The sequence below is a fragment of the Herbaspirillum sp. GCM10030257 genome, from assembly GCF_042666555.1.
Classification (GTDB): domain Bacteria; phylum Pseudomonadota; class Gammaproteobacteria; order Burkholderiales; family Burkholderiaceae_D; genus Noviherbaspirillum.
In genome coordinates this window covers 54,808-75,294 of the sequence record NZ_JBHTDH010000006.1, presented here as the reverse complement: position 1 = coordinate 75,294, position 20,487 = coordinate 54,808, and the positions used below count along the sequence as shown (strand labels likewise).

24 protein-coding genes are annotated in these 20,487 nt (G+C 59.8%); 6 read left to right on the top strand and 18 right to left on the bottom strand.

Translation table 11 applies throughout. The annotated features are described in order from the left end of the window. The first annotated feature begins 69 nt into the window (after positions 1-69). Both ACFQUU_RS11105 and ACFQUU_RS11100 read left to right on the top strand, forming a co-directional pair. Complete coding sequence (locus tag ACFQUU_RS11105) at positions 70-918, top strand: ABC transporter ATP-binding protein (protein ID WP_382246946.1); 849 nt, start codon at positions 70-72, stop codon at positions 916-918. Positions 919-990: 72 nt separating this feature from the next. After that, the gene (locus tag ACFQUU_RS11100; RefSeq protein ID WP_382246943.1) at positions 991-2,247 is read left to right on the top strand and encodes a phenylacetate--CoA ligase family protein; all 1,257 of its coding nucleotides are present in this window, start codon (positions 991-993) and stop codon (positions 2,245-2,247) included. 68 nt (positions 2,248-2,315) lie between these two features. Here the strand turns inward: ACFQUU_RS11100 and ACFQUU_RS11095 are convergent, their stop codons facing one another. Together ACFQUU_RS11095 and ACFQUU_RS11090 are read right to left on the bottom strand one after the other, a co-directional pair. Beyond that, a complete protein-coding gene (locus ACFQUU_RS11095) occupies positions 2,316-2,672 on the bottom strand; it encodes a hypothetical protein (RefSeq protein WP_382246940.1) in 357 nt (118 codons plus the stop codon). Between the two features lie 8 nt (positions 2,673-2,680). Further along, complete coding sequence (locus ACFQUU_RS11090; RefSeq protein WP_382246937.1) at positions 2,681-2,983, bottom strand: DUF1330 domain-containing protein; 303 nt, start codon at positions 2,981-2,983, stop codon at positions 2,681-2,683. A 154-nt stretch (positions 2,984-3,137) separates the two neighbouring features. On the opposite strand from ACFQUU_RS11090, the gene ACFQUU_RS11085 reads away from it, so the two are divergent. Further along, positions 3,138-3,719 carry a hypoxanthine-guanine phosphoribosyltransferase gene (locus tag ACFQUU_RS11085; protein WP_382246934.1) on the top strand — a complete coding sequence of 194 codons (582 nt, stop codon included), beginning with the start codon at positions 3,138-3,140 and terminating at the stop codon, positions 3,717-3,719. Positions 3,720-3,836: 117 nt separating this feature from the next. Here ACFQUU_RS11085 and ACFQUU_RS11080 read toward each other — a convergent pair whose 3' ends face one another. After that, the gene (locus tag ACFQUU_RS11080) at positions 3,837-4,808 is read right to left on the bottom strand and encodes an NAD(P)H-dependent flavin oxidoreductase (RefSeq protein WP_382246931.1); all 972 of its coding nucleotides are present in this window, start codon (positions 4,806-4,808) and stop codon (positions 3,837-3,839) included. A gap of 168 nt (positions 4,809-4,976) precedes the next feature. On the opposite strand from ACFQUU_RS11080, the gene ACFQUU_RS11075 reads away from it, so the two are divergent. The 3 genes from ACFQUU_RS11075 to ACFQUU_RS11065 all read left to right on the top strand — a co-directional run bounded on the left by ACFQUU_RS11075 (position 4,977) and on the right by ACFQUU_RS11065 (position 7,956). After that, positions 4,977-5,636, top strand: a complete 660-nt coding sequence (locus ACFQUU_RS11075; protein WP_382246928.1) for a TetR/AcrR family transcriptional regulator — start codon at positions 4,977-4,979, stop codon at positions 5,634-5,636. A gap of 503 nt (positions 5,637-6,139) precedes the next feature. Beyond that, the gene (locus ACFQUU_RS11070) at positions 6,140-6,997 is read left to right on the top strand and encodes an enoyl-CoA hydratase-related protein (RefSeq protein ID WP_382246925.1); all 858 of its coding nucleotides are present in this window, start codon (positions 6,140-6,142) and stop codon (positions 6,995-6,997) included. Between the two features lie 56 nt (positions 6,998-7,053). Further along, positions 7,054-7,956 (top strand): SDR family oxidoreductase, encoded by a 903-nt coding sequence (locus ACFQUU_RS11065; RefSeq protein WP_382246922.1) that lies wholly within the window; start codon positions 7,054-7,056, stop codon positions 7,954-7,956. A 99-nt stretch (positions 7,957-8,055) separates the two neighbouring features. On the opposite strand, the gene ACFQUU_RS11060 is transcribed toward ACFQUU_RS11065, so the two are convergent. The 15 genes from ACFQUU_RS11060 to ACFQUU_RS10990 all read right to left on the bottom strand — a co-directional run bounded on the left by ACFQUU_RS11060 (position 8,056) and on the right by ACFQUU_RS10990 (position 20,486). Beyond that, positions 8,056-8,964, bottom strand: coding sequence for an MBL fold metallo-hydrolase (locus ACFQUU_RS11060; RefSeq protein ID WP_382246919.1), 909 nt, complete (start codon positions 8,962-8,964; stop codon positions 8,056-8,058). Further along, positions 8,961-9,410, bottom strand: a complete 450-nt coding sequence (locus tag ACFQUU_RS11055; RefSeq protein WP_382246916.1) for a hypothetical protein — start codon at positions 9,408-9,410, stop codon at positions 8,961-8,963. The genes ACFQUU_RS11060 and ACFQUU_RS11055 overlap by 4 nt, the downstream gene beginning before the upstream one ends. Positions 9,411-9,413: 3 nt before the next feature. Then, complete coding sequence (locus ACFQUU_RS11050; protein WP_382246913.1) at positions 9,414-10,040, bottom strand: 2-hydroxychromene-2-carboxylate isomerase; 627 nt, start codon at positions 10,038-10,040, stop codon at positions 9,414-9,416. Positions 10,041-10,211: 171 nt separating this feature from the next. Beyond that, a complete protein-coding gene (locus ACFQUU_RS11045) occupies positions 10,212-10,421 on the bottom strand; it encodes a DUF1289 domain-containing protein (protein WP_382246910.1) in 210 nt (69 codons plus the stop codon). Beyond that, positions 10,418-10,924, bottom strand: coding sequence for a YbaK/EbsC family protein (locus ACFQUU_RS11040; protein ID WP_382246907.1), 507 nt, complete (start codon positions 10,922-10,924; stop codon positions 10,418-10,420). Before ACFQUU_RS11040 ends, ACFQUU_RS11045 begins: the two co-directional genes overlap by 4 nt. Continuing rightward, complete coding sequence (locus ACFQUU_RS11035) at positions 10,921-11,517, bottom strand: uracil-DNA glycosylase family protein (protein WP_382246904.1); 597 nt, start codon at positions 11,515-11,517, stop codon at positions 10,921-10,923. The genes ACFQUU_RS11040 and ACFQUU_RS11035 overlap by 4 nt, the downstream gene beginning before the upstream one ends. A gap of 17 nt (positions 11,518-11,534) precedes the next feature. Then, a complete protein-coding gene (locus ACFQUU_RS11030) occupies positions 11,535-12,443 on the bottom strand; it encodes a hydroxymethylglutaryl-CoA lyase (protein ID WP_382247440.1) in 909 nt (302 codons plus the stop codon). Between the two features lie 102 nt (positions 12,444-12,545). Then, positions 12,546-14,561 carry an acetyl/propionyl/methylcrotonyl-CoA carboxylase subunit alpha gene (locus tag ACFQUU_RS11025; protein ID WP_382246902.1) on the bottom strand — a complete coding sequence of 672 codons (2,016 nt, stop codon included), beginning with the start codon at positions 14,559-14,561 and terminating at the stop codon, positions 12,546-12,548. Positions 14,562-14,648: 87 nt separating this feature from the next. Continuing rightward, on the bottom strand, positions 14,649-15,680 hold the full coding sequence (gene bioB / locus ACFQUU_RS11020) for a biotin synthase BioB (protein WP_382246899.1): 1,032 nt from the start codon (positions 15,678-15,680) through the stop codon (positions 14,649-14,651). Next, complete coding sequence (bioD, locus tag ACFQUU_RS11015; RefSeq protein WP_382246896.1) at positions 15,680-16,414, bottom strand: dethiobiotin synthase; 735 nt, start codon at positions 16,412-16,414, stop codon at positions 15,680-15,682. Before bioD ends, bioB begins: the two co-directional genes overlap by 1 nt. Beyond that, on the bottom strand, positions 16,411-17,598 hold the full coding sequence (bioF, locus tag ACFQUU_RS11010) for an 8-amino-7-oxononanoate synthase (protein ID WP_382246893.1): 1,188 nt from the start codon (positions 17,596-17,598) through the stop codon (positions 16,411-16,413). Before bioF ends, bioD begins: the two co-directional genes overlap by 4 nt. 2 nt (positions 17,599-17,600) lie before the next feature. Then, the gene (bioA, locus tag ACFQUU_RS11005) at positions 17,601-18,929 is read right to left on the bottom strand and encodes an adenosylmethionine--8-amino-7-oxononanoate transaminase (RefSeq protein WP_382246890.1); all 1,329 of its coding nucleotides are present in this window, start codon (positions 18,927-18,929) and stop codon (positions 17,601-17,603) included. 49 nt (positions 18,930-18,978) lie between these two features. Beyond that, positions 18,979-19,365, bottom strand: a complete 387-nt coding sequence (locus ACFQUU_RS11000) for an endonuclease domain-containing protein (protein WP_382246887.1) — start codon at positions 19,363-19,365, stop codon at positions 18,979-18,981. 199 nt (positions 19,366-19,564) lie between these two features. After that, positions 19,565-20,350 carry an enoyl-CoA hydratase/isomerase family protein gene (locus ACFQUU_RS10995; RefSeq protein WP_382246884.1) on the bottom strand — a complete coding sequence of 262 codons (786 nt, stop codon included), beginning with the start codon at positions 20,348-20,350 and terminating at the stop codon, positions 19,565-19,567. Positions 20,351-20,354: 4 nt separating this feature from the next. After that, positions 20,355-20,486 carry a hypothetical protein gene (locus ACFQUU_RS10990; RefSeq protein ID WP_382246883.1) on the bottom strand — a complete coding sequence of 44 codons (132 nt, stop codon included), beginning with the start codon at positions 20,484-20,486 and terminating at the stop codon, positions 20,355-20,357. Position 20,487 lies beyond the last annotated feature (1 nt).

The following is a 20,487-nucleotide window of genomic DNA, read 5'->3' as shown; positions in this document are numbered from 1 at the left end:
TACACGCCTTTCATCGTGTAGCGGGTACGGCTGCCTCACCGGTCAAACGAATCGCAAGAAGGAAATCCTATGCCGTCCGCCGTGCTGTCCTCCGCGCCTGTGAGCGCTCCGGCGCAAGCCGCCAACCTGCTGGAAGTCAATGGCATTGAAGTCATCTATAACCACGTGATCCTGGTGCTCAAGGGCGTCTCGCTGCATGTACCGGAAGGCCGCATCGTTGCCCTCCTCGGCGGCAATGGCGCGGGCAAGACCACGACGCTGCGCGCGGTGTCCAACCTGTTGCATGGCGAACGCGGCGAAGTGACCAAGGGCATGATCCAGTTGCGCGGCGAGCGCATCGAAAACCTGTCGCCGGCGCAACTCGTGCAGCGCGGCGTGGTGCAGGTGATGGAAGGCCGCCATTGCTTTGCCCACCTGACCATCGAAGAGAACCTGTTGACCGGCGCCTACACACTGAAGAACAAGGGTGAGATCTCGGCGAACCTGGACAAGGTGTACACCTATTTTCCGCGTCTGAAAACGCGCCGTACTTCGCAGGCCGCATATACCTCCGGCGGCGAACAGCAGATGTGCGCGATCGGCCGCGCGTTGATGACCAGCCCGCGCATGGTGCTGCTCGACGAACCGTCGATGGGTCTGGCGCCGCGCATTGTCGAAGAAGTATTCGATATCGTGCAAGACCTGAACAAGAAAGAAAAAGTGACCTTCCTGCTGGCCGAGCAGAACACCAATATGGCGCTCAAGTACGCCGACTACGGCTACATCATGGAAAGCGGACGCATCGTCATGGACGGCGCAGCGCGCGACCTCGCCAACAATGAAGACGTCAAGGAGTTTTACCTCGGCGTCGGCGGCGAAGAGCGCAAGAGCTTCAAGGACGTGAAGAGCTACAAGCGCCGCAAGCGCTGGCTGGCATAACCCGGATAAGTGGCATAAGGCCCAAGGCGCTACCTCCTCCCATCATTTACCCATCGACCCGGCAGCCAAGCGATGTCCCACATTCTTGATACTCTTGATTCCCTCGAAATCCGCGACCCGCAGGAACGCGAACGCAGCCTGATGCAACAATTGCCGCAACTCGTGGCGCGCGCGCAAGCCGCGCCGGGCTGGGGCAGGATTCTGTCCGGCGTCAATGCGGCCGATATTTGTTCACGCCAGGCACTCGCGCAATTGCCGGTGACGCGCAAATCCGAGTTGAAGGAATTGCAGCAACAGGACGCGCCCTTTGGTGGGCTGACCAACACCGCGCTCGCCGGCATGCGGCATGTTTTCATGTCGCCGGGGCCGATCTTCGATCCGGAAGGGCAAAGCCAGGACTGGTGGCGCTTCGGTCGGCCGATGGCGGCGCTCGGCCTGCGCGCCGGACAACTCATCCAGAATTGTTTTTCTTATCATTTCACGCCGGCGGCCTTCATGGTCGAGGGCGGCGCAGCCAGGCTGGGATGCGCGGTCATTCCGGCGGGCGTCGGCCAGACCGAGATGCAGGTGCAGGCGATTGCCAGCCTGCGTCCGGATGCGTACGCGGGCACCCCCTCCTTCCTCAAGCTCATCATTGAAAAGGCGCAAGAGATGGGTGCGGATTTCAGCAGTGTGCAGCGTGCGCTGGTCAGCGCCGAGGCACTGCCACCGTCACTGCGCAAATGGCTACAGGACAACGGCGTGCCGCATGTGTTGCAGGTCTACGGCTCGGCCGATATCGGCAGCATTGCCTACGAAACCGAGACTGACGGCCAGGTGAATCCGGGCATGGTGGTTGATGAAGACCTGATCCTGGAAATCGTACGTCCCGGCACCGGTGACCCGGTTGCGGACGGCGAAGTCGGCGAAGTGGTCGTCACGTCTTTCAATCCCGACTATCCACTGGTTCGTTTCAGCGTCGGTGACATGTCCGCGGTACTACCAGGTTTGTCCCCCTGTGGCCGCACCAATGTGCGCATCAAAGGCTGGATGGGGCGGGCCGACCAGACCACCAAGGTCAGGGCGATGTTCGTGCATCCATCGCAGGTGGCGGAAATCGTCAGGCGGCATCCGCAGATCGGGCGCGCACGGCTGGTGGTGTCCGGAGAGATGGCCAATGATGTGATGACACTGCAGTGCGAAGTGGACGATCCGGCCACGCTGGCGGCGTCCGAGGTCGTCGAGACCATAAGGGATGTCACCAAGTTGCGCGGCGATGTGCAACTGGTGGCGCGCGGCAGCCTGCCGAACGACGGCAAGGTAATCGAGGACGCGCGCAAATACCAATGAGATGGCGGGTGCGCTGCACCCTGCCGATCCTGCTTTAGTGCGTCAGTGTTACCGGATTAAAACCAGCATTAAAACGACTTTTTCACAACTTTGTCCGGGGATGTGCCGGGCCGGTCGTTGACGACTTCGTCAACGCCACCGGTCTCGCGCAGGTCGGTATCGACCTGGCCGTTCTGCAAGTCCTCGTAAGCCTGCTTCATATCGTCGCGCACATTGTCGTCGTAGTTGTCATTCGATTCGTCGCGCTCGTGGGGCATCCGCGGCGTCGAACCGTCCCGGTAAGGTCGTTGGGTAGTTACCTGGTGCTGCTTCAAGGTGGTCTTCATCGCTCCCTCACATGAAAGAATGTCATCCTGTTCGAGGCGAATCTGCAGGAAAGATTCCCGCACGATGGCATTAACGTCGGCGGCCCTGCCTGGGATCAAGCTTGCGTTCAGGCACCTTCGACGATGAACAAGCGTCCAACCGAATTGGCTTGTCGAATTACCATCGCTTTCTGATACTCCGGGGATTGATACCAGCGTTGCGCCTGTTCCAGCGACGGAAACTCGACGATCACGGTGCGCCAGCCGGCATTGTGGGTCGCGTCCTCGCCCTCGCGCTGGTCGCGCTGTCCGCCACGTACCAGGAACTGCCCCCCATACTGCTTGACGGCCTCGGTCGACAAGGCCCGGTATCCTTCATAATCTGTGGGGTTGGTCACGTTGATTTCCGCGACAACGTAGGCTTTCTTCATTATTTTCTCCATTGCATGGTTTGAAATGGTCAGCTTGTCATTATCTTGCCACACCCGCGCCGGCGTCATATGATGGCCGCCCGCCGGGTCTGCGTTAGCATGACGACTGGCTGCATGCAGTACCCGTTTATTTTTTGATGTGAGGCCCCGTGCCATGACCTATATCGATTCTGAATTTCACCGTGACAAAGCCCGCGCGCTGCTCAATGACGCCGAACTGATTTTTGACGATGCCGCCGTCCAGCGCGCCGTCGACGATGTCGCAGCGAAGCTGAATGAGCGCTTCGACAATAATGAAGGCGCTCCCTTCCCGCTGGTGCTTGGCGTCATGGGCGGCGCGGTGGTGTTTTGCGGCCAGTTGCTGACACGGCTGAAGTTTCCGCTGGAATTTGATTACATGCACGTGACCCGCTATGGCAGCAAGGATCAGGGCGGCAAGATCGAGTGGAAAGTGATTCCGCGTTCCAACGTACAAGACCGCACGGTCATCGTGCTGGATGATATTCTGGACGAAGGGGAAACGCTGGCGCATGTGAAGGAGCGCCTGCTGGAAATGGGTGCGGCGGAAGTCGTGCTGGCCGTGTTCGCCGACAAGAATATCGGCAAGGCCAAGCCGGTGGCGGCGGACTATATCGGCCTGACGCTGCCGAACAAGTTTGTCGTGGGTTACGGCATGGATGCCTATGGTTACTGGCGTAACCTCCCGAGTATCTGGGCGATCAAGACGGGCGGCTAAGCATTTTCCAGAGGATCTGCCTTATTGTTTTAACACCCTTGTTTTAACATCCAGATCCACATCCCCGCCTGAACGAAGAAGCCGGCCGACTCCCGCGAGTTCGCCGGCTTCCTTGTCTTATACGCCGATCCGCTTTTTCGCGGCCACGTACTCGGCGGTCAGTTTCTCCATCACTTCCGGCACGGTCATGACCGCATCCATCAAGCCGACACCCTGACCGGCACCCCAGATATCGCGCCATGCCTTGGCCTTGCTGCCGCCACCGGAGCCGAAATTCATTGCCGATTTATCGGCTTGGGGCAGGTTGTCGGGATCCAGTCCTGCGGCGAGGATCGACTTGCGCAGGTAGTTGCCATGCACGCCGGTAAACAGGTTGGTGTAGATGACGTCGGCTGCGGCCGATTCCACGATTGCCTGACGATAGTTGTCGTCGACATTCGCTTCCTTTGTCGCCAGCCAGCGCGAGCCGATGTAAGCGAAATCGGCGCCCATGGCCTGCGCAGCCAGCACCGCATCGCCGGTCGCAATGGAACCTGACAAGGCGATCGGTCCCTTGAAGAACTTGCGCACCTCGCCGACCAGCGCGAACGGTGACAATGCGCCCGCATGGCCACCGGCACCTGCGGCCACCAGGATCAGGCCATCGACGCCGGCTTCCAGCGCCTTCTGCGCGTGGCGGATCGAAATCACGTCGTGCAGCACGATGCCGCCATAGTTATGGATCGCATCCAGCATTTCCTTCGGCGGCGCGCGCAGGCTGGAAATGATGATCGGAATCTGGTGCTTCACGCACACTTCAACGTCATGTGCCAGGCGGTCGTTGGACTGATGCACGATCTGGTTGACCGCGATCGGGCCGACCTTGGCGCCGGGATTGGCGCGCTTGAAGGTTTCCAGATCAGCCTGGATTTCGGTCAGCCAGGTATCCAGCAATTCCGCCGGACGCGCATTCAGTGCCGGGAACGAACCGACGATACCGGCCTTGCACTGGGCCTTGACCAGTTCCGGGCCGCTGGCAATGAACATTGGCGATGCAATAACGGGCAGGCTCAGGTTCTGCAAAACCGCCGGCAAATGATTGTTGCTCATGAAAACTCCTTGGAGATGGCCCCGAACCGTTCCGGGTTACGTAACTAGGTTCGTTGCAAGATTTGTCATGCGCCTGTCGGCTGATTTCAATTGGCCGATTGCGTTTTTTTATTTTCTGTTTATGATGTTATCAGAAAAAACAACGTTTTTGCACAACGCCTCTGGAACATGAAATCTAAAAAAACACCGGTGGTTGATTTCCGCCAGGCACAGGAAGAATTACGCAGCACGCTCAGGCAAGGCATGCTGGAAGCAGCTACGCGGCTGCTGACCGAAGAAGGTCCGGCGGCGATGACGGTCCGGCGCGTCGCCGATGCGGTGAACTGCTCGACCACCCTGCTCTACTCGCTGTTCGGCGGCAAGGATGGCCTTGCCAACGAGTTGTATCTGGAAGGGTTTGCGCGCCTGAAAACGGAATTTGCCGCGGCGGCGCAGGCAGCGAAAAAGAAATCCGATACCGAAGGTCTGGGACCGCTGCTCTTGCACGCGCGGGTATATCACGAGTATGCGAAGCGAAATCCGAGTTATTACATGGTGATGTTTGGTGATGCGATTGCCGGCTTTGTACCGCCGGTCGAGTCGCGCAATCAGGCCTGGGAGTCGCTGGCTGTGCTGATCGAGACGTTTGATGCGGCGATGAAGGATGGGACGTTGCCGCCTTCGAATCCGACTGCCGCGGCGCGCTTGCTGTGGGCGGCGATGCATGGTGCGGTGAGTCTGGAGTTGAAGGGGTATTACCTGAAGACCGAGCGGGCGGATGAGTTGTTTAATGCGGCGGTGAATGCGGTGTTGCGGTCGTTGCAGATGGGGGAGAAGGAAGTGGCGTGAGGTGGAGGTTGATGTGCATTTATTGGCGCATTGTTCTGTTCAGCATCCGACGGTTTTCTGCTTTCTGCTTTAGCAAGCAGATCCGCTGACTCGAACGCACTACCCCCATCCTAACCTTCCCCCTCGCCGGGCGCCCCTGCAAAGGGGAAGGGACTGGGAGGCGAAGGCGCGAAGGTTGGAGCACTTGGCTAGGTCGCGCATAGAGGCTGTGGTGGTTGTTCCCCTGTGCCGACGCCAAAAGAGTGCGCGTCAAAACGGATAAAGAAGCGAAACCTGTCTGAGCCGCAGGCGAGTTTGTTTCGCTTCCCGTTTTGGCGCGCACTCTTTTGGGAACCCGAAGGGCGGCGGCACCGGGGTCGCCTTTCTTTGCCTTCTTTCTTTGGCGAAGCAAAGAAAGAAGGTGGCCCGCCGGGGCCAGTCCCGGCAAGCACCCTCGAAGAAAAGAATGTGCTGCATCACCGAAGAAAAAACATAACGAGAAACCAAAAACCAAAGGAGCCATCATGAACTACGAATGCCTCACCCTAACCATCACCAACAAAATCGCCCACCTAACCCTCAACCGCCCCGCCACCCTCAACACCATGCACCCCGCGCTCTGGCGCGAACTCACCCACGCCCTCACCACCCTGAACCGTGAAGCCACCGCCAGGGCACTCGTCATCTCCTCGACCGGCAAGCACTTCACCGCCGGCATGGCCCTCGACGTCTTCGGCGCCGACAGCGGCATCTCGCTCAACGACAGCACGGCAGCCGGCCGCGCCAACATCGTCCCCCAACTCACCGACATGCAACAGGCATTCAACCTGATCGAACAACTGCGCATGCCCGTCATCGTTGCCATCCAGGGCGGCTGCATCGGTGGTGGCGTCGACATGATCAGCGCCTGCGACATCCGTCTCGCCACTGCCGATGCCTTCTTTTGCATCCAGGAAATCAACATCGGCATGACCGCCGACCTCGGCACCTTGCAGCGCCTGCCCAAGCTGATCCCGGAAGGCATCGTCCACGAGATGGCCTACACCGGCCGCCGTCTGCCCGCGCAACGTGCATTCGCAGTCGGTTTGGTCAATGAAATATTCGATACGCAGGACACAATGCTCGAAGCCGCTCTGCAAATGGCCCGCGAAATCGCCGAAAAACCGCCGGTCGCGATCTGGGGCAGCAAGCAGGCAATCCACTATGCACGCGACCATTCAACCCATGATGCTCTGCAACAGATGGGCTGGCTGCAATCCGGCATCTGGCAGACCGGCAACCTGGTGGAAGCCTTCACCGCCAAGCAGCAGGGTCGCGGACCGCAATACGACGATCTCGCGCCACTGCATTCCTTCAGCGAAGGCAAGTACGAGCTGAAATAACGATCACCTAACGATCGCCGACGAAGCTTCCCGCATTCTCATTCAAGGAGACAACCATGTTTGAACCCAAACTGCTGCAAGGCAAACGCATTCTGGTGACCGGTGGCGGCACCGGCCTCGGCCGCGCAATGGCGGAAAAATATTTATCGCTCGGCGCTGACATCTATATCTGCGGCCGTCGCAAACCGGTCTGCGACGAGACTGCGAAGGAAATGATGGCGACCTATGGCGGTTCGGTGAAAACCTTCGGCATTGATATCCGCGATGCTGCGGCAGTAGATGACATGGTCGAGCAGATCTTTGCCGAGGGTCCGCTGACCGGGCTGGTGAACAATGCGGCCGGCAACTTTATCTCGCCAACGTCCGCCCTGTCGCCGCGCGGCTTCGATGCGATCGCCAATATCGTGATGCACGGAACTTTCTACGTCACGCATGCGGTCGGACGTCGCTGGGTGGAGATGGCGGCAAAGGGACAATGGAAACCGGAAGACGGCTATCGCAGCGTGGTGTCGATCATCGTCACCTGGGTGCTGAATGGCGGTCCCTTCGTCGTCCCTTCATCGATGAGCAAGGCCGCGATTCATGCGATGACCATGTCGCTCGCCACCGAATGGGCGCAGTATGGCGTACGCCTGAATGCAATCGGCCCGGGTGAGATCCCGACCGAAGGCATGAGCAAACGCCTGAACCCGGGGGAAGCACCCGGCGCGCGTTCCGCAGCGATCAACCCGATGGGACGCGCGGGCAAGATGGAAGAATTGCAGAACCTGGCGACCTTCCTGATGAGCAATGGCTGCGACTGGCTGACCGGTCAGGCGATCATGATGGATGGCGGCAACCATCTTGCGACCGGCGGCAATTTTTATGAATTGCGTTCGTGGTCCGAACAGCAGTGGAAGGAAGCGCGCGACCGGATCGAGGCGCAGAACAAGAAGGACAGGGAGCAGCGTACGGCTTGACCGGCTGAGGCGCTGTAGCGGCCGAATTTGGCGGTTGAGTGCGTGTGGCGACGGCGTAGTGAGGGGGGCGGATCAGAACAGGGCCAGCATCACCTGTTCTCAATCCCGATTCCGAAGCGCCTCGCCACTCACCTCGGCCGCTCCGACCCGCACCAGTTGCTCGATCGCCCATTGTGCGAGTTCGTTTTCATCCTTGTGCAAAAAGCGCTGATTCGCTTCGCGGAACAAAAACATTTCCGACATCAGTTGCGGCACTTGCGCCAATGGCAAGCTCTGCTTCTCCAGCAGCAAGAACTTCAGCAAAACCTTGATCGCATTCTGCGCATTACGTGCCGGATCAGCGGCAAAATATTCCAGCCGCGAGTAAGCGGTTTCAAGGGCTTTGCCAATGTTACTGAACGGCGCGCCATGCCCGGGAATCACCAGCTTCACATCCAGTGCGGCAATCATGTCCAGCGTCGCGCGCACTTCCGCAAAACCGGACTCGCCTTCCAACTCGGGAAAGACCACACCGAAGCCGTGCTCCCACAAGGCATCGGCGGAAATCAGGATGCCTTCATCCGGGCAAAAGAACACCAGCGAATGCGGATCGTGCCCGGGCGCCCCCAGCACCTGCCATGGCAGGTCGCCAAGCGTCATTACATCACCCGGCGTCAGCGTCTCATCGAAGCGGAAGCGCTCGCATTGCTGGCCGGTCGCTTCATATGTCAGCTCCTCTTCGTTCCAGCTTTGGACCTTGGCCGCTTCGGCCGCGGGAATCGCGGTGCGACAGGAAAAGCGACGTTGCAGCGCGGCGTTGCCGCCGCAGTGATCGGAATGCAGATGCGTATTGACCAGCCGGTCCAGCGGACGGCCCTGCAACGCATGCTCGACCAGGGCCACGGTTTGCGCAGCATGGGTCGCATAACCGCTGTCCACCAGCGCGGTCTCATGACGGCCGACAAAGAGAATATTGTTCGACGACAGCCAGCCGCGTTCGAACACTTCCATCGATGCGGGAAGTTTCATTTTTTCATTTGATAGGCAAGCGAGATCTTGGCGAATTCCACCAGGATGGATTGCGAACCACCGTTGAAGGTCGTGAAGGAATTACCGGTGCGGACCACCAGGCGCGGCGGGAAGATGGCCGACAGATAGGGAATGCCGATCATCTTGGCGCTGCGGATGTCGCGCCATTCGACATGGCGGTTATACATCCAGCGTTGCGTAATGCCGGACTCGTTGATCGTGATGGTCGAGCGCAGGAACCAGTAGTAGCTGATGATCAGCATCAGCGCGGCACCGGCCAGCAAAGCCTTGACGCCGAAACCGTATTGCATCAGCGGAAAACGGATCGCGATATTCATCCCGTATGTTGCGAGCAGGATCGTGACGACCGTCGCCAGGAGTTTGAACCAGAGGCTGTATGCGGGACCGGTAAGAGGTTGCTGCGGTTTGTAGAAATCGAGAGTCATTGTTTATTTGTTACGTTGCACGCCTTGCGGCACATTGCCCGCGCGGAGGAAGGGCTCGGACCGGAAGAAGGGATCGCCGCGCAGGTACGCCTGCAGCATGTCGGTCGCATCCAATCCCCAGAAACAACGATTATCCACTACCGTGCTCGGCACGCCAAACACCCCGGCGGCAATTGCCTGCTCGCCATGGTTGCGCAGTTGTTGCTTGACCTCGGGTGTATCGAGCATTTCAGGTGTGACCGACAGTTCTTTCAACAGTTGGCTGAAGTGGTCGCTTTCACTGGGAAGCTTGCCTTCGCGCCAGACCCAGCGAAACAGACGTTGCACGACTTCCGGCGTGCTGCCGAAGGCAATGCACAGGCGCAGCAGCGGCAATGGGTTGAACGGATGCTGGGCAGGCATCGTTAGCGGGATGCCATGCTTGTGCGCGAGCCAGGCACAGTGCTCGTAGGTCCATTGCCGCTTCGGCACGATTTCGGCGGGACCGCGATTGTCCCAGTGCGCGAGCAAGGCGGCGAACAGAACCGGCTTGAAGTTAATTTGCACGTCGCTCGGCAGCGTATGGAGCAGTTCGCTTTGCAGGTAGGCGAAAGGGGAGATGAAGTCGAAGTACCAGTCGATTTTTTGCATGGTGTTGCTCCTTTTGCTCCTTCCCCCTTGTAGGGGGAAGGTTGGGATGGGGCGGGCCGCGTAGGCGTGTGAGGGTTGAGCATAGGACTGCGACAACTCGACCGCATCACCCCCACCCTACGCCGGGCGCCCCTAGCCCTCCCCCTACGAGGGGGAGGGAACCGTCCTTTATTAAAACAAGTCTTCCTGCCGTCGCCGAATCTCTACCCACACCGCACGCTTCGTGTCATTGGTCGCCGTGCTCCACATTCTGATTTCGTCGATGGTGCGGAAGCATCCTTCACACAAGCCACTAGCCGGGTCCATCTTGCAGATATTGATGCAGGGCGAAGGGACCGTACCGGTGCCGTTGTCCGCTATCGGATCGTAGTTCACCGTCATGCGGATTCCGTTTCAGTACGCAGGGCGACGTCGGCAACTGGTGCGCCGGTCATGTCGCGCAGTTGCGCGGGCGTGAGGTTGAAGACTGCATGCGGATGTCCTGCCGCTGCCCAGACGCTGGGCAGTTTCATCAAATCTTCGTCGATCAGCATGATCGTCTTTTCCACATGCCCGATCGGGCAGACGCCACCGATCGCGTAACCGATGCGCATTTTTACAAACCTGGCATCGGCCCTGCCGAGCGGCCCAACGATTGCCGCGACCTTCTGTTCATCGACGCGATTGACGCCACTGGCGACCACCATCACCGCCGCGTCGTCGGACAGGCGGCGAAAAACAATGGACTTGGCGATTTCCGCCACGCCGCAGCCAAGGCCGGCAGCCGCTTCGGCCGAAGTCTTGCCGGTTTCGGGCAACATCACCACTGGCTTGTCATGGCCGAGTGCGGCGAGCAGGTCGGCAACGCGTTGCGCGGAATCGGGAAGTTTTGGTGTTGTACTCATTGTGCAGTCTTGAATAAGGTATCGATGCGCTCGCGCAGGATCGGCAATACCTCCAGCTCGAACCATGGATTCATGGTGAACCAGTAGCGGTTGCGCGGGCTGGGATGCGGCAATGGCAAGTAGCGCGGCAGGTAGTCGCGGAATGCCGCCACCGTGTCGGTCAGCGTTGCCTTGGCATTCTCGCGCAAATAATATTCTTGCGCATACCGGCCGATCAGCAGCACCAGTTGTATATCAGGCATCGCTTGCAGCAGCGGTGCATGCCAGGTCGGCGCGCACTCCGGCCGTGGCGGCAAGTCGCCGCTGCGACCCTTGCCGGGATAGCAAAAACCGGTCGGCACGATGGCCACCCGGGATGCATCATAAAAACTGTCGCGCGACAGATTCAGCCATTCACGCAAGCGGTCGCCCGACGGATCATTCCACGGGATACCGGTGTCGTGCACCTTGCGTCCCGGTGCCTGCCCGACAATCAGCAGCCTGGCGCTGGCGCCCGCCTGCACCACCGGACGCGGACCGTGCGGCAGATTGGCCTCGCAGCGGCGGCAGGCACTGATGTCGGACAACAGTACAGGAAGTTCCAGCTTGCCCACTTCTTTGGTGTTCCCTGTTAGCCGAGACGCTTTGCCGCAATCGCGTTGCCCGCGCGGCTCACGGCTTTGCGGCCGAGATGCTGCGAAATGAACTGGCCGGCGTCGACCACCTTGTCGAGATCGATGCCGGTGTCGATCCCGAGGCCGTTCATCAGGTACAGCACATCTTCGGTCGACACATTGCCGGTCGCACCCTTGGCATACGGGCAACCGCCAAGTCCCGCGACCGAGGAATGGAAAATCGAAATGCCGACTTCCAGGCTGGCGTAGATGTTGGCGGTCGCCTGGCCATAGGTGTCATGGAAGTGGCCGGACAGACGCTCAATCGGAAATTCCTTCGCGACACGTTCCATCACGGTTTGCACTTTCCTTGGCGTGCCGACGCCGATGGTATCGGCGATGTCGATTTCATCGCAGCCGAGTTCGCGCAGGCGGCGCACGACGTCGGCCACGCTTTCCGGCGACACCTCGCCCTGGTAAGGGCAACCGAACGAGCAGCTGATGCTGCCGCGCAGGCGGATGTTGTGCTGCTTGGCTGCCTGTGCGACTTCGCGGAAGCGCTCGATCGATTCGGCGATCGAGCAATTGATGTTCTTTTGCGAAAAGGCTTCGGATGCCGCGCCAAAGATCACGACTTCATCGGCCTTCGCGGCGATGGCGGCTTCCAGCCCTTTCATGTTCGGCGTCAGCGCGGAATAGACCACGCCGGGCTTGCGCTTGATCGCAGCCATCACCTCGGTCGAGGTTGCCATCTGCGGCACCCATTTCGGCGAGACGAAGGAGGCGGCTTCGATGTTGACGAAGCCGGCGTCGGTGAGGCGGTCGACCAGTTCGATTTTGACGGAAGCCGGAATGGTTTCCTTTTCATTCTGCAGGCCGTCACGCGGGCCGACTTCGACGATTTTGACTTTGCTGGGCAGGGTCATTTTTATCTCTCGGAATGTAGTGTTCACTGACCGTTCCTCCCCCTTCACGGCGGCCCGCGTAGGGAGAAGGAACTTCTTTATGCGTCTGACGGCAGCGGTGCGTCAAGCCGCCTTGAATGCCAGCAATTGCGCACCTTCCGCCACCTGATCTCCGACGGCATACAACAACTCTTCCACCGTCCCATTCGCCGGCGCGGCAATCGTATGTTCCATCTTCATCGCTTCCATGATCAGCAATGGTGCACCTTTTTCCACAGTTTTGCCTTTGTCGACCAGCAGCGCGACGATCTTGCCGGGCATCGGTGCTGTCAGGCGGCCACCTTCGGCTTCCGCTTCACCGGCATGCGCAAGAGGATCGTTGTAATTGAGAACATAATGCGCACCGCCGGTGAACACGTGGAACACATCGGCTGCGCGCACCACCGTGCCGCGTACCGCCGTGCCATCCACCTTGATCACCAAGTGCTGGCCCTTGCGCTCGACCAGGGTCATCACCGATGAGGGTTGGCCAATGCCGATGTTCCAGCCGGCATCGCGATAACTGACCGATACGGGATATGTTGTGGCTTCTTCCGCAAATTCCAGTGTGCGCATGAGCGCCGCATTCATGCGCCAGCCGCTGGTATTGGCCCAGGGATCGTTGGCGGCGATACCGTCGTTTTGCTCTGCGGACAACAGCGAGGCGGCTGCCAGCCCGAGGATCTGCAGCGATACCGGTGCCGCCTGCGGGAACAGCGCATCGTGGTTCCGTTCAATCAAGCCGGTATCGAGGTCGGCCTGCGAGAACGGGCGACTTTCCACCAGGCGCTTGAGGAAAGCAACGTTGGCGGAAAGGCCGACCACCTGGAATTCCGACAGGGCTTGAGACATGTGGGCCAGTGCTTCTTCGCGGTCGTTGCCCCAGACAATCAGCTTGGCGATCATCGGGTCGTAGAACGGTGAAATCGCATCGCCTTCGCGTACGCCGGAATCAATACGCACCGCAGCCGGATTGCCGGGGACGATGCCATTGCCAAGCTGAAAACTGACCGCTTGCGGCGTGTGCATATGCTGCAAGGTGCCAATCGATGGCAGGAAACCCTTCTCCGGGTTTTCCGCATAGATGCGCGCTTCCAGCGCATGGCCGTGGATGCGCAGTTCATCCTGCTGCTTCGGCAACGTTTCACCGAAGGCGACGCGCAATTGCCATTCGACCAGATCATGACCGGTAATCATTTCGGTCACTGGATGTTCGACCTGCAGGCGGGTGTTCATTTCCATGAAGTAGAACGACCCGTCCTGGTTGGCGATGAATTCCACCGTGCCCGCGCCGACGTAGCCGACTGCCTTGGCGGCGGCAACTGCTGCCTCACCCATTGCACGACGACGTTCTTCGGTCATGCCGGGTGCTGGGGCTTCTTCCAGCACTTTCTGGTGACGGCGTTGTACAGAGCAATCGCGTTCGAACAGGTAGACGCAGTTGCCATGGGTATCGGCAAACACCTGGATCTCGATATGGCGCGGGCGGGTCAGGTATTTTTCGACCAGCACCTTGTCGTCGCCAAAGCTGTTGATCGCTTCGCGCTTGCAGGATTCGAGCGCGGCCTTGAAGTCGGCGCTCTTCTCGACGATGCGCATGCCCTTGCCACCGCCGCCTGCACTGGCCTTGAGCAGTACCGGGTAACCGATCTTGTCGGCTTGCTCCTGCAGGAAGTCGGCATCCTGATTGTCGCCATGGTAGCCAGGCACCAGCGGCACATTGGCTTTTTCCATCAGCGCTTTCGCAGCCGACTTGGAACCCATCGCGCGAATTGCCGATGCCGGCGGGCCGATGAACACGAGACCGGCCTTGGCGCAAGCTTCGGCAAACTCGTCGTTTTCCGACAAAAAGCCATAGCCAGGATGGATGGCCTGGGCGCCGGTGGCAAGCGCCACTTCGATGATCTTGTCGGCGCGCAGGTAACTTTCCTTGGCCGGCGGCGGGCCGATCAGGACCGACTCGTCGCAGACGGCGACATGCTTGGCATTGGCATCGGCTTCCGAATACACAGCGACGCTTTTGACGCCGAGACGATGTGCGGTGGCGGCCACGCGGCAAGCGATCTCGCCGCGGTTTGCAATCAGGATCTTGTTAAACACGCTATCTCCTTTTGGGTGGCGGTTGGGGTGTCTCTTGTTGTAATGCTTTTTTTGGTCCCCTCCCTGCATGGGAAGGGAAGTCTTTCTTTACTCGTTCACTGCAAGCTTCGCATCGACTTGCGTATGCTTGATCTTCATCCCCAGTTTGTTGAGCAAGGCCATGTCTGCATCCGCGTCCGGATTGCCGGTAGTGAGCAGCTTGTCCCCATAGAAAATCGAGTTGGCCCCTGCCTGGAAACACATCGCCTGCACTGCTTCGCCCATCTCGCGACGGCCGGCCGACAGGCGCACGCGCGCCTTTGGCATGGTGATGCGCGCCACCGCGATGGTACGCACGAATTCCAGCGGATCGAGCGGATCGAGGCCATGCAATGGTGTGCCTTCGACCTGCACAAGGTGATTGATCGGCACCGACTCCGGATACGGATCGAGATTGGCGACCTGCGCGATCAGTCCCGCGCGCTGCTTGCGCGATTCGCCCATGCCGACGATGCCGCCACAGCACACCTTGATGCCGGCATTGCGCACCTTGTCCAGCGTATCGAGGCGGTTTTCGTAATTTCGGGTGGTGATGATGTCGTTATAGAACTCGGGCGCGGTATCGAGGTTGTGGTTGTAGTAATCGAGACCGGCAGCGGCGAGGCGCTCGGCCTGGCCGTCTTCCAGCATGCCGAGCGTGGCACAGGCTTCGAGGCCAAGTTCCTTGACGCCACGCACCATCGCTTCCACGTGGTCGAGGTCGCGGTCCTTGGGGCTGCGCCAGGCAGCGCCCATGCAGAAGCGTGTCGCGCCATGGGCTTTGGCGGCACGTGCTGCTTCCAGCACGGTTTCCAGTTCCAGCAGCTTCTGTGCGGTGACCCCGGTGTCGTAGCGTGCGGCTTGCGGGCAGTAGCCGCAGTCTTCCGGGCAGCCACCGGTCTTGATCGACAGCAGCGTGGCCAGCTCAACTTCTTGCGGATCGAAATGTTCACGGTGCACTTGCTGCGCGCGGAACATCAATTCGTTGAACGGCAAGTTGAACAGTTCCAGCACCTTTTCTTCGGGCCATGCCTGCGCGGCGGCAACACGCACTGCGGCAGGCGTGCGAATCTCATGAAACGTAATGGCTTGTGACGACATCAGACTTCCTTTACTTCAGAGTGAGACAGGACTTGCCGGGCCGGCACTGGCCAGTGGGGCAAGCTTGAAAAATCCAGATACGCGGCGGCCCGTGCAGCCGATGGCGCGGGCAGACGCGGAATGCAGCCGAGCAGCGGCGCGGCGATGCGTGTGCGCAGCGCGTCGATATTGTGATCAAGATGACGCATGCCGGGATCGACCACATTGGCGATCCAGCCAACCAACGGCAAGCCGCGCGCGACAATCGCTTCGGCAGTCAGCAAGGCATGGCTGAGGCAGCCGAGGCGCATGCCGACCACCATGATCACCGGCAAACCGAGCTGTTGCGCGAGGTCGGCGGTATTGGCGGTATCCGACAAGGGCACGCAGAATCCACCGACGCCTTCGACTACCACCGCATCGGCACTGGCCGCGACGCGTTCATAGCAAAGGCGGATATGCATCAGATCGATGCGCACGCCTTCCTGTGCGGCGACGATATGCGGGGCTGCGGCATCCTGCAGCAAATATGGCGTGGTCAATTCCAGCGGCAGCGTCACATTGGCGGCGGCGGCGAGTGCATCGACGTCCTCGTTATGCAGCACGCCGTCGCGCAGTTCCGCACCGGCGGCGATGGGTTTCATCCCTGCCACGCGCACGTCGCATTGCGCCAGCGCATGCAGCAAGGCGCTCGATGCAAGCGTCTTGCCGATTTCGGTATCGGTGCCGGTGACGAAGTAGGCGGGCTTGTTCATGCAGGCACTCCGGCTTCGACCGCATTGATCGCTTCGGCCACGCGTGTGACATCGGCTGCGGTATGTGCGGCCGACAGCGTGATGCGCAGGCGCGCGGTATCGGCCGGCACCGTCGGCGGGCGGATCGCCGGCACCCATACGCCCTGTTCCTGCAAGGCGGCGGCGGCACGTAGCGCCTCGTCGTTGCGACCAATGATGACTGGCTGTATCGCCGTTTGCGAGGCAAGCAATGTCCAGCGCTGCAAGTGCAATGCCGATTGCAACTGACCGACCAATTGCTGCAGGTGCGCCCGGCGTATCGCGCCTTCGTGTCCGCTGATCAATTCGACGCTGGTCATCAGCGCATGAGCCAGCGCGGGTGCTGCTGCGGTGGTGTAGATGTAAGGCCGCGCGCGCTGCACCAGCCATTCGATCACGGTGGCGTGCGCGGCAACGAAGGCGCCGCCGACACCGGCCGCCTTGCCCAGCGTGCCCATGTAGATCAGGTAGGGAGAACGCAGGTTGAAATGTTCGAGCGCACCGCGCCCGTGCGTACCGAGTACACCGAACCCGTGCGCGTCGTCCACTACCAGCCAGGCACCATAACGCTCGCAAAGCGCAAGCAGTGCAGGCAAGGGCGCGAGATCGCCGTCCATGCTGAACACGCTGTCGGTGACGACGACTTTGGTTTTTGCGGTACTGGACTTGAGCAGGACTTCAAGCGCGGCATTATCACCGTGCGCATAGACCTGCACTCTGGCGCGCGACAAGCGAGCACCATCAATCAGGGAAGCATGGTTCAGCGATTCGGAGAACAGATCCGCATCCCGCCCTGCCAGCGCGGTGAGTACCGCAAGATTCGCCATGTAACCGGTGCAAAAGTACAGGGCGCGCGCCTGCTCCAGGTGCGGCGACAGGAAGTCGGCGAGCCGCTCCTCCAGCAGGGCATGCGCACGCGAATGCCCGCTGATCAGATGCGACGCGCCGCTACCGACGCCATAGCGGGAGGCGCCTTCACGCAAGGCCTCCACCAGGCGCGGATGCGACGCCAGGCCGAGATAATCATTGCTGCAGAAAGCCAGCAGCTTGCGGCCGTCGACCGTCACATGCGGCGCGCATGGCGTGTCGGCAATGCGACGGCGGCGACGCAGTTGCTGCGCATCGAGTGCATTGAGTTGCTGTTCGAGATCGGACAAGAGTTGCATGTTCAGACTCCGATCACTTGCTGGAATATCGCATGCGTACGCTGTGCAAGCAAGGCGGTTTCCTCGTCGTCGAGGATGTAAGGCGGCATCAGGTAGAGCGTGCGGCCGATGGGGCGGAGCAAGAGTTCATGCTGCAACGCTGCGGTAAAGAACTTGCGCGAGAATGCCGGGTCGTCGGTCCTTGCATCGCATGCCCAGATCATGCCGCGCTGGCGTACATGCTCCACGCGGGGATCGGTGGCGAACACGTCCAGTGCCTTGCCGAGGCGTGCCGCACGTTCCTTGTTGCGATGGATGACATCGTCCTCATCGAAAATCGCCAGCGTCGCCAGCGCCGCGCGGCAAGCGAGCGGATTGCCGGTGTAGGAATGCGAATGCAAAAAACCGCGCCGCACATCGGTGTCGTAAAAGCCCTGATAGATGTCGTCGCGCGTCATCACCAGTGACAACGGCAGATAGCCGCCGCTGATCCCTTTGGACAGGCAAAGGAAATCCGGCCAGATTGCCGCCTGTTCGCAGGCGAAGAAGCTGCCGGTCCGACCGCAGCCAACTGCGATTTCATCGGCGATCAGATGTACCTGGTGACGGTCGCAGATGGCGCGCAGCTCCGACAGGTAGACCGGATCGTACATCGCCATGCCGGCGGCGCATTGCACCAGCGGTTCGACAATCACAGCGGCGATTTTTCCGGTGCGTTGTTGCAACAGCGCTTCGAGCTTTTGCGCCGCACGGCGGGCAACATCGGCGGGCGCTTCGCCATCCTGCGCCTGACGCGCATCGGGTGAGGGGACCACGTGCGCCTGCTGGAGCAGCGGCCCATAGGCGTCGCGGAACAGTTGCACATCGGTGACCGCGAGCGCACCGATCGTCTCGCCGTGATAGCTGCCTTTCAGGCAAACGAATTCGCGCTTGTCGGTCTGGCCACTGTTGCGCCAGAAATGAAAACTCATCTTCAGCGCGATCTCGACTGCGGAAGCACCGTCGGACGCGTAAAAGCAATGGCCGAGCACATGATTGGTGCGAGCCGCCAGCTGTTCGGACAGCCTGATGACCGGTTCGTGGGTAAAGCCTGCGAGCATCGCATGCTCTAGCAGGTCCAGCTGATCCTTCAATGCGGCATTGATGCGCGGGTTGGCATGACCGAACAGGTTGACCCACCAGGAACTGATGGCGTCCAGGTAACGCCGCCCTTGCGCATCGTACAGCCATGCACCGCGCCCATGGCTGACCGGCACCAGCGGTACCGTCTCATGGTGCTGCATCTGCGTGCATGGGTGCCAGACGCTTTTCAGGCTGCGGGCGACCCAGTCAGATTGTTCAATTGTGTTCAATACTGCTCCAGAGACTATGGTTTGTTGCTTGGCGTTGGCTGGCGTTTTTTCATTTCGAAAATGATTGCACTGCGGGTGCTACGTTCAATGTGTCGTCAATGCTGCTTAAGACGCCGTCGAAATTTTCAAATATCTCGTTGTTCCAGAATCGCATTACGTGCCAGCCTTGCAAATTTAAATATGTCGTTCGTTCCAGGTCGTATTCAATCTGATCCTGATGCTGGCCGCCATCCAATTCAATCAGTAGCAGCTTTTCAACGCACGCAAAATCCGCGATGTAAGGGCCGATTGGATGTTGCCGGCGGAAGCGGTGTCCTTGTAATTGCCTGCCTCGTATCGCATGCCATAACCGTTGCTCAGCTAAGGTCATACCTGTGCGCAGTGTTCTGGCATTGGTCGTGGTTGTTGGTTTGATGCGCGTGATTGATTCAACCATCCTGCCTCTCTACTTACTCCGTCAGGTTCCCTCCCCCTCTTAGGGGGAGGGTTAGGGTGGGGGTGATGCGGTCGAGTTGTCGCAGTCCCATGCTCAACCCTCACACGCCTACGCGGCCCGCCCCATCCCAACCTTCCCCCTAAAAGGGGGAAGGGACTTGTTATTTACTTGTTTGGGGCAAGAGATTGAAAGAACAGCTTCACACCAACCACCCCGGCTTCCGCTTCTCCAAAAACGACCTTACCCCTTCCTTCCCCTCCTCCGAACTGCGAATATCCGCAATCCTCACCGCTGTATCCGCAATCAGCGCATCACTCAACGGCCGCCCCGCGACATCCTGCACCAGTCGCTTGGCTTCCTTGACCGCATGGGGGCTATTCGACACCAAGGCCTTGACGACATCGGCAACCGCAGCATCCAGCGCGTCGGCGCCAACAACCGAATGCACAAAACCAATGCGTTGCGCCTCCTGCGCGGAAAAGCGTTCTGCCGTCAGGAAGTAGCGGCGGGCCGCGTTTTCACCCATGGCCTTGATCACGTAGGGCGAGATTGTCGCAGGAATCAGGCCGAGTTTTACCTCGCTCAAGCAAAAATTTGTTGTCTCTACGGCAATGGAAATATCGCAGGCGGCAACCAGACCCATGCCACCGGCATAGCAATCTCCCTGGATCTTCGCGACCACCGGTTTGGGGCAGGTGTAGATGGTGTGCAGCATGTCGGCAAGCTGCGCGGCGTCCGCACGATTTTCCTCGTGCGTGTAGCCGGCCATTTTTTTCATCCAGTTGAGATCAGCGCCCGCACAGAATGCGGGGCCATTCGCGGCGAGCACGATTGCGCGCAATGCGGCATCTTTGCCCAGCTCGCCAAACACCTGGGTGATTTCGGCAATCGTGGTTTCGTTGAAGGCGTTGCGTACATCCGGCCGGTTGAGGGTCACGGTAGCGACACCGCCTTGCACATCGACATCGAGGGTTTGCCAGCTCATGAGGTTATTCCTTCCAAACAATGTGGTCGTCGACCGCATTCAACGTGCAGCCGGTCTTGACGAATTTTTTCAGACGACGGGAAATCGCGAGCGTGCAGGCATGCTGATGCATGCGTGTCAGCAATCCGCATCGCATC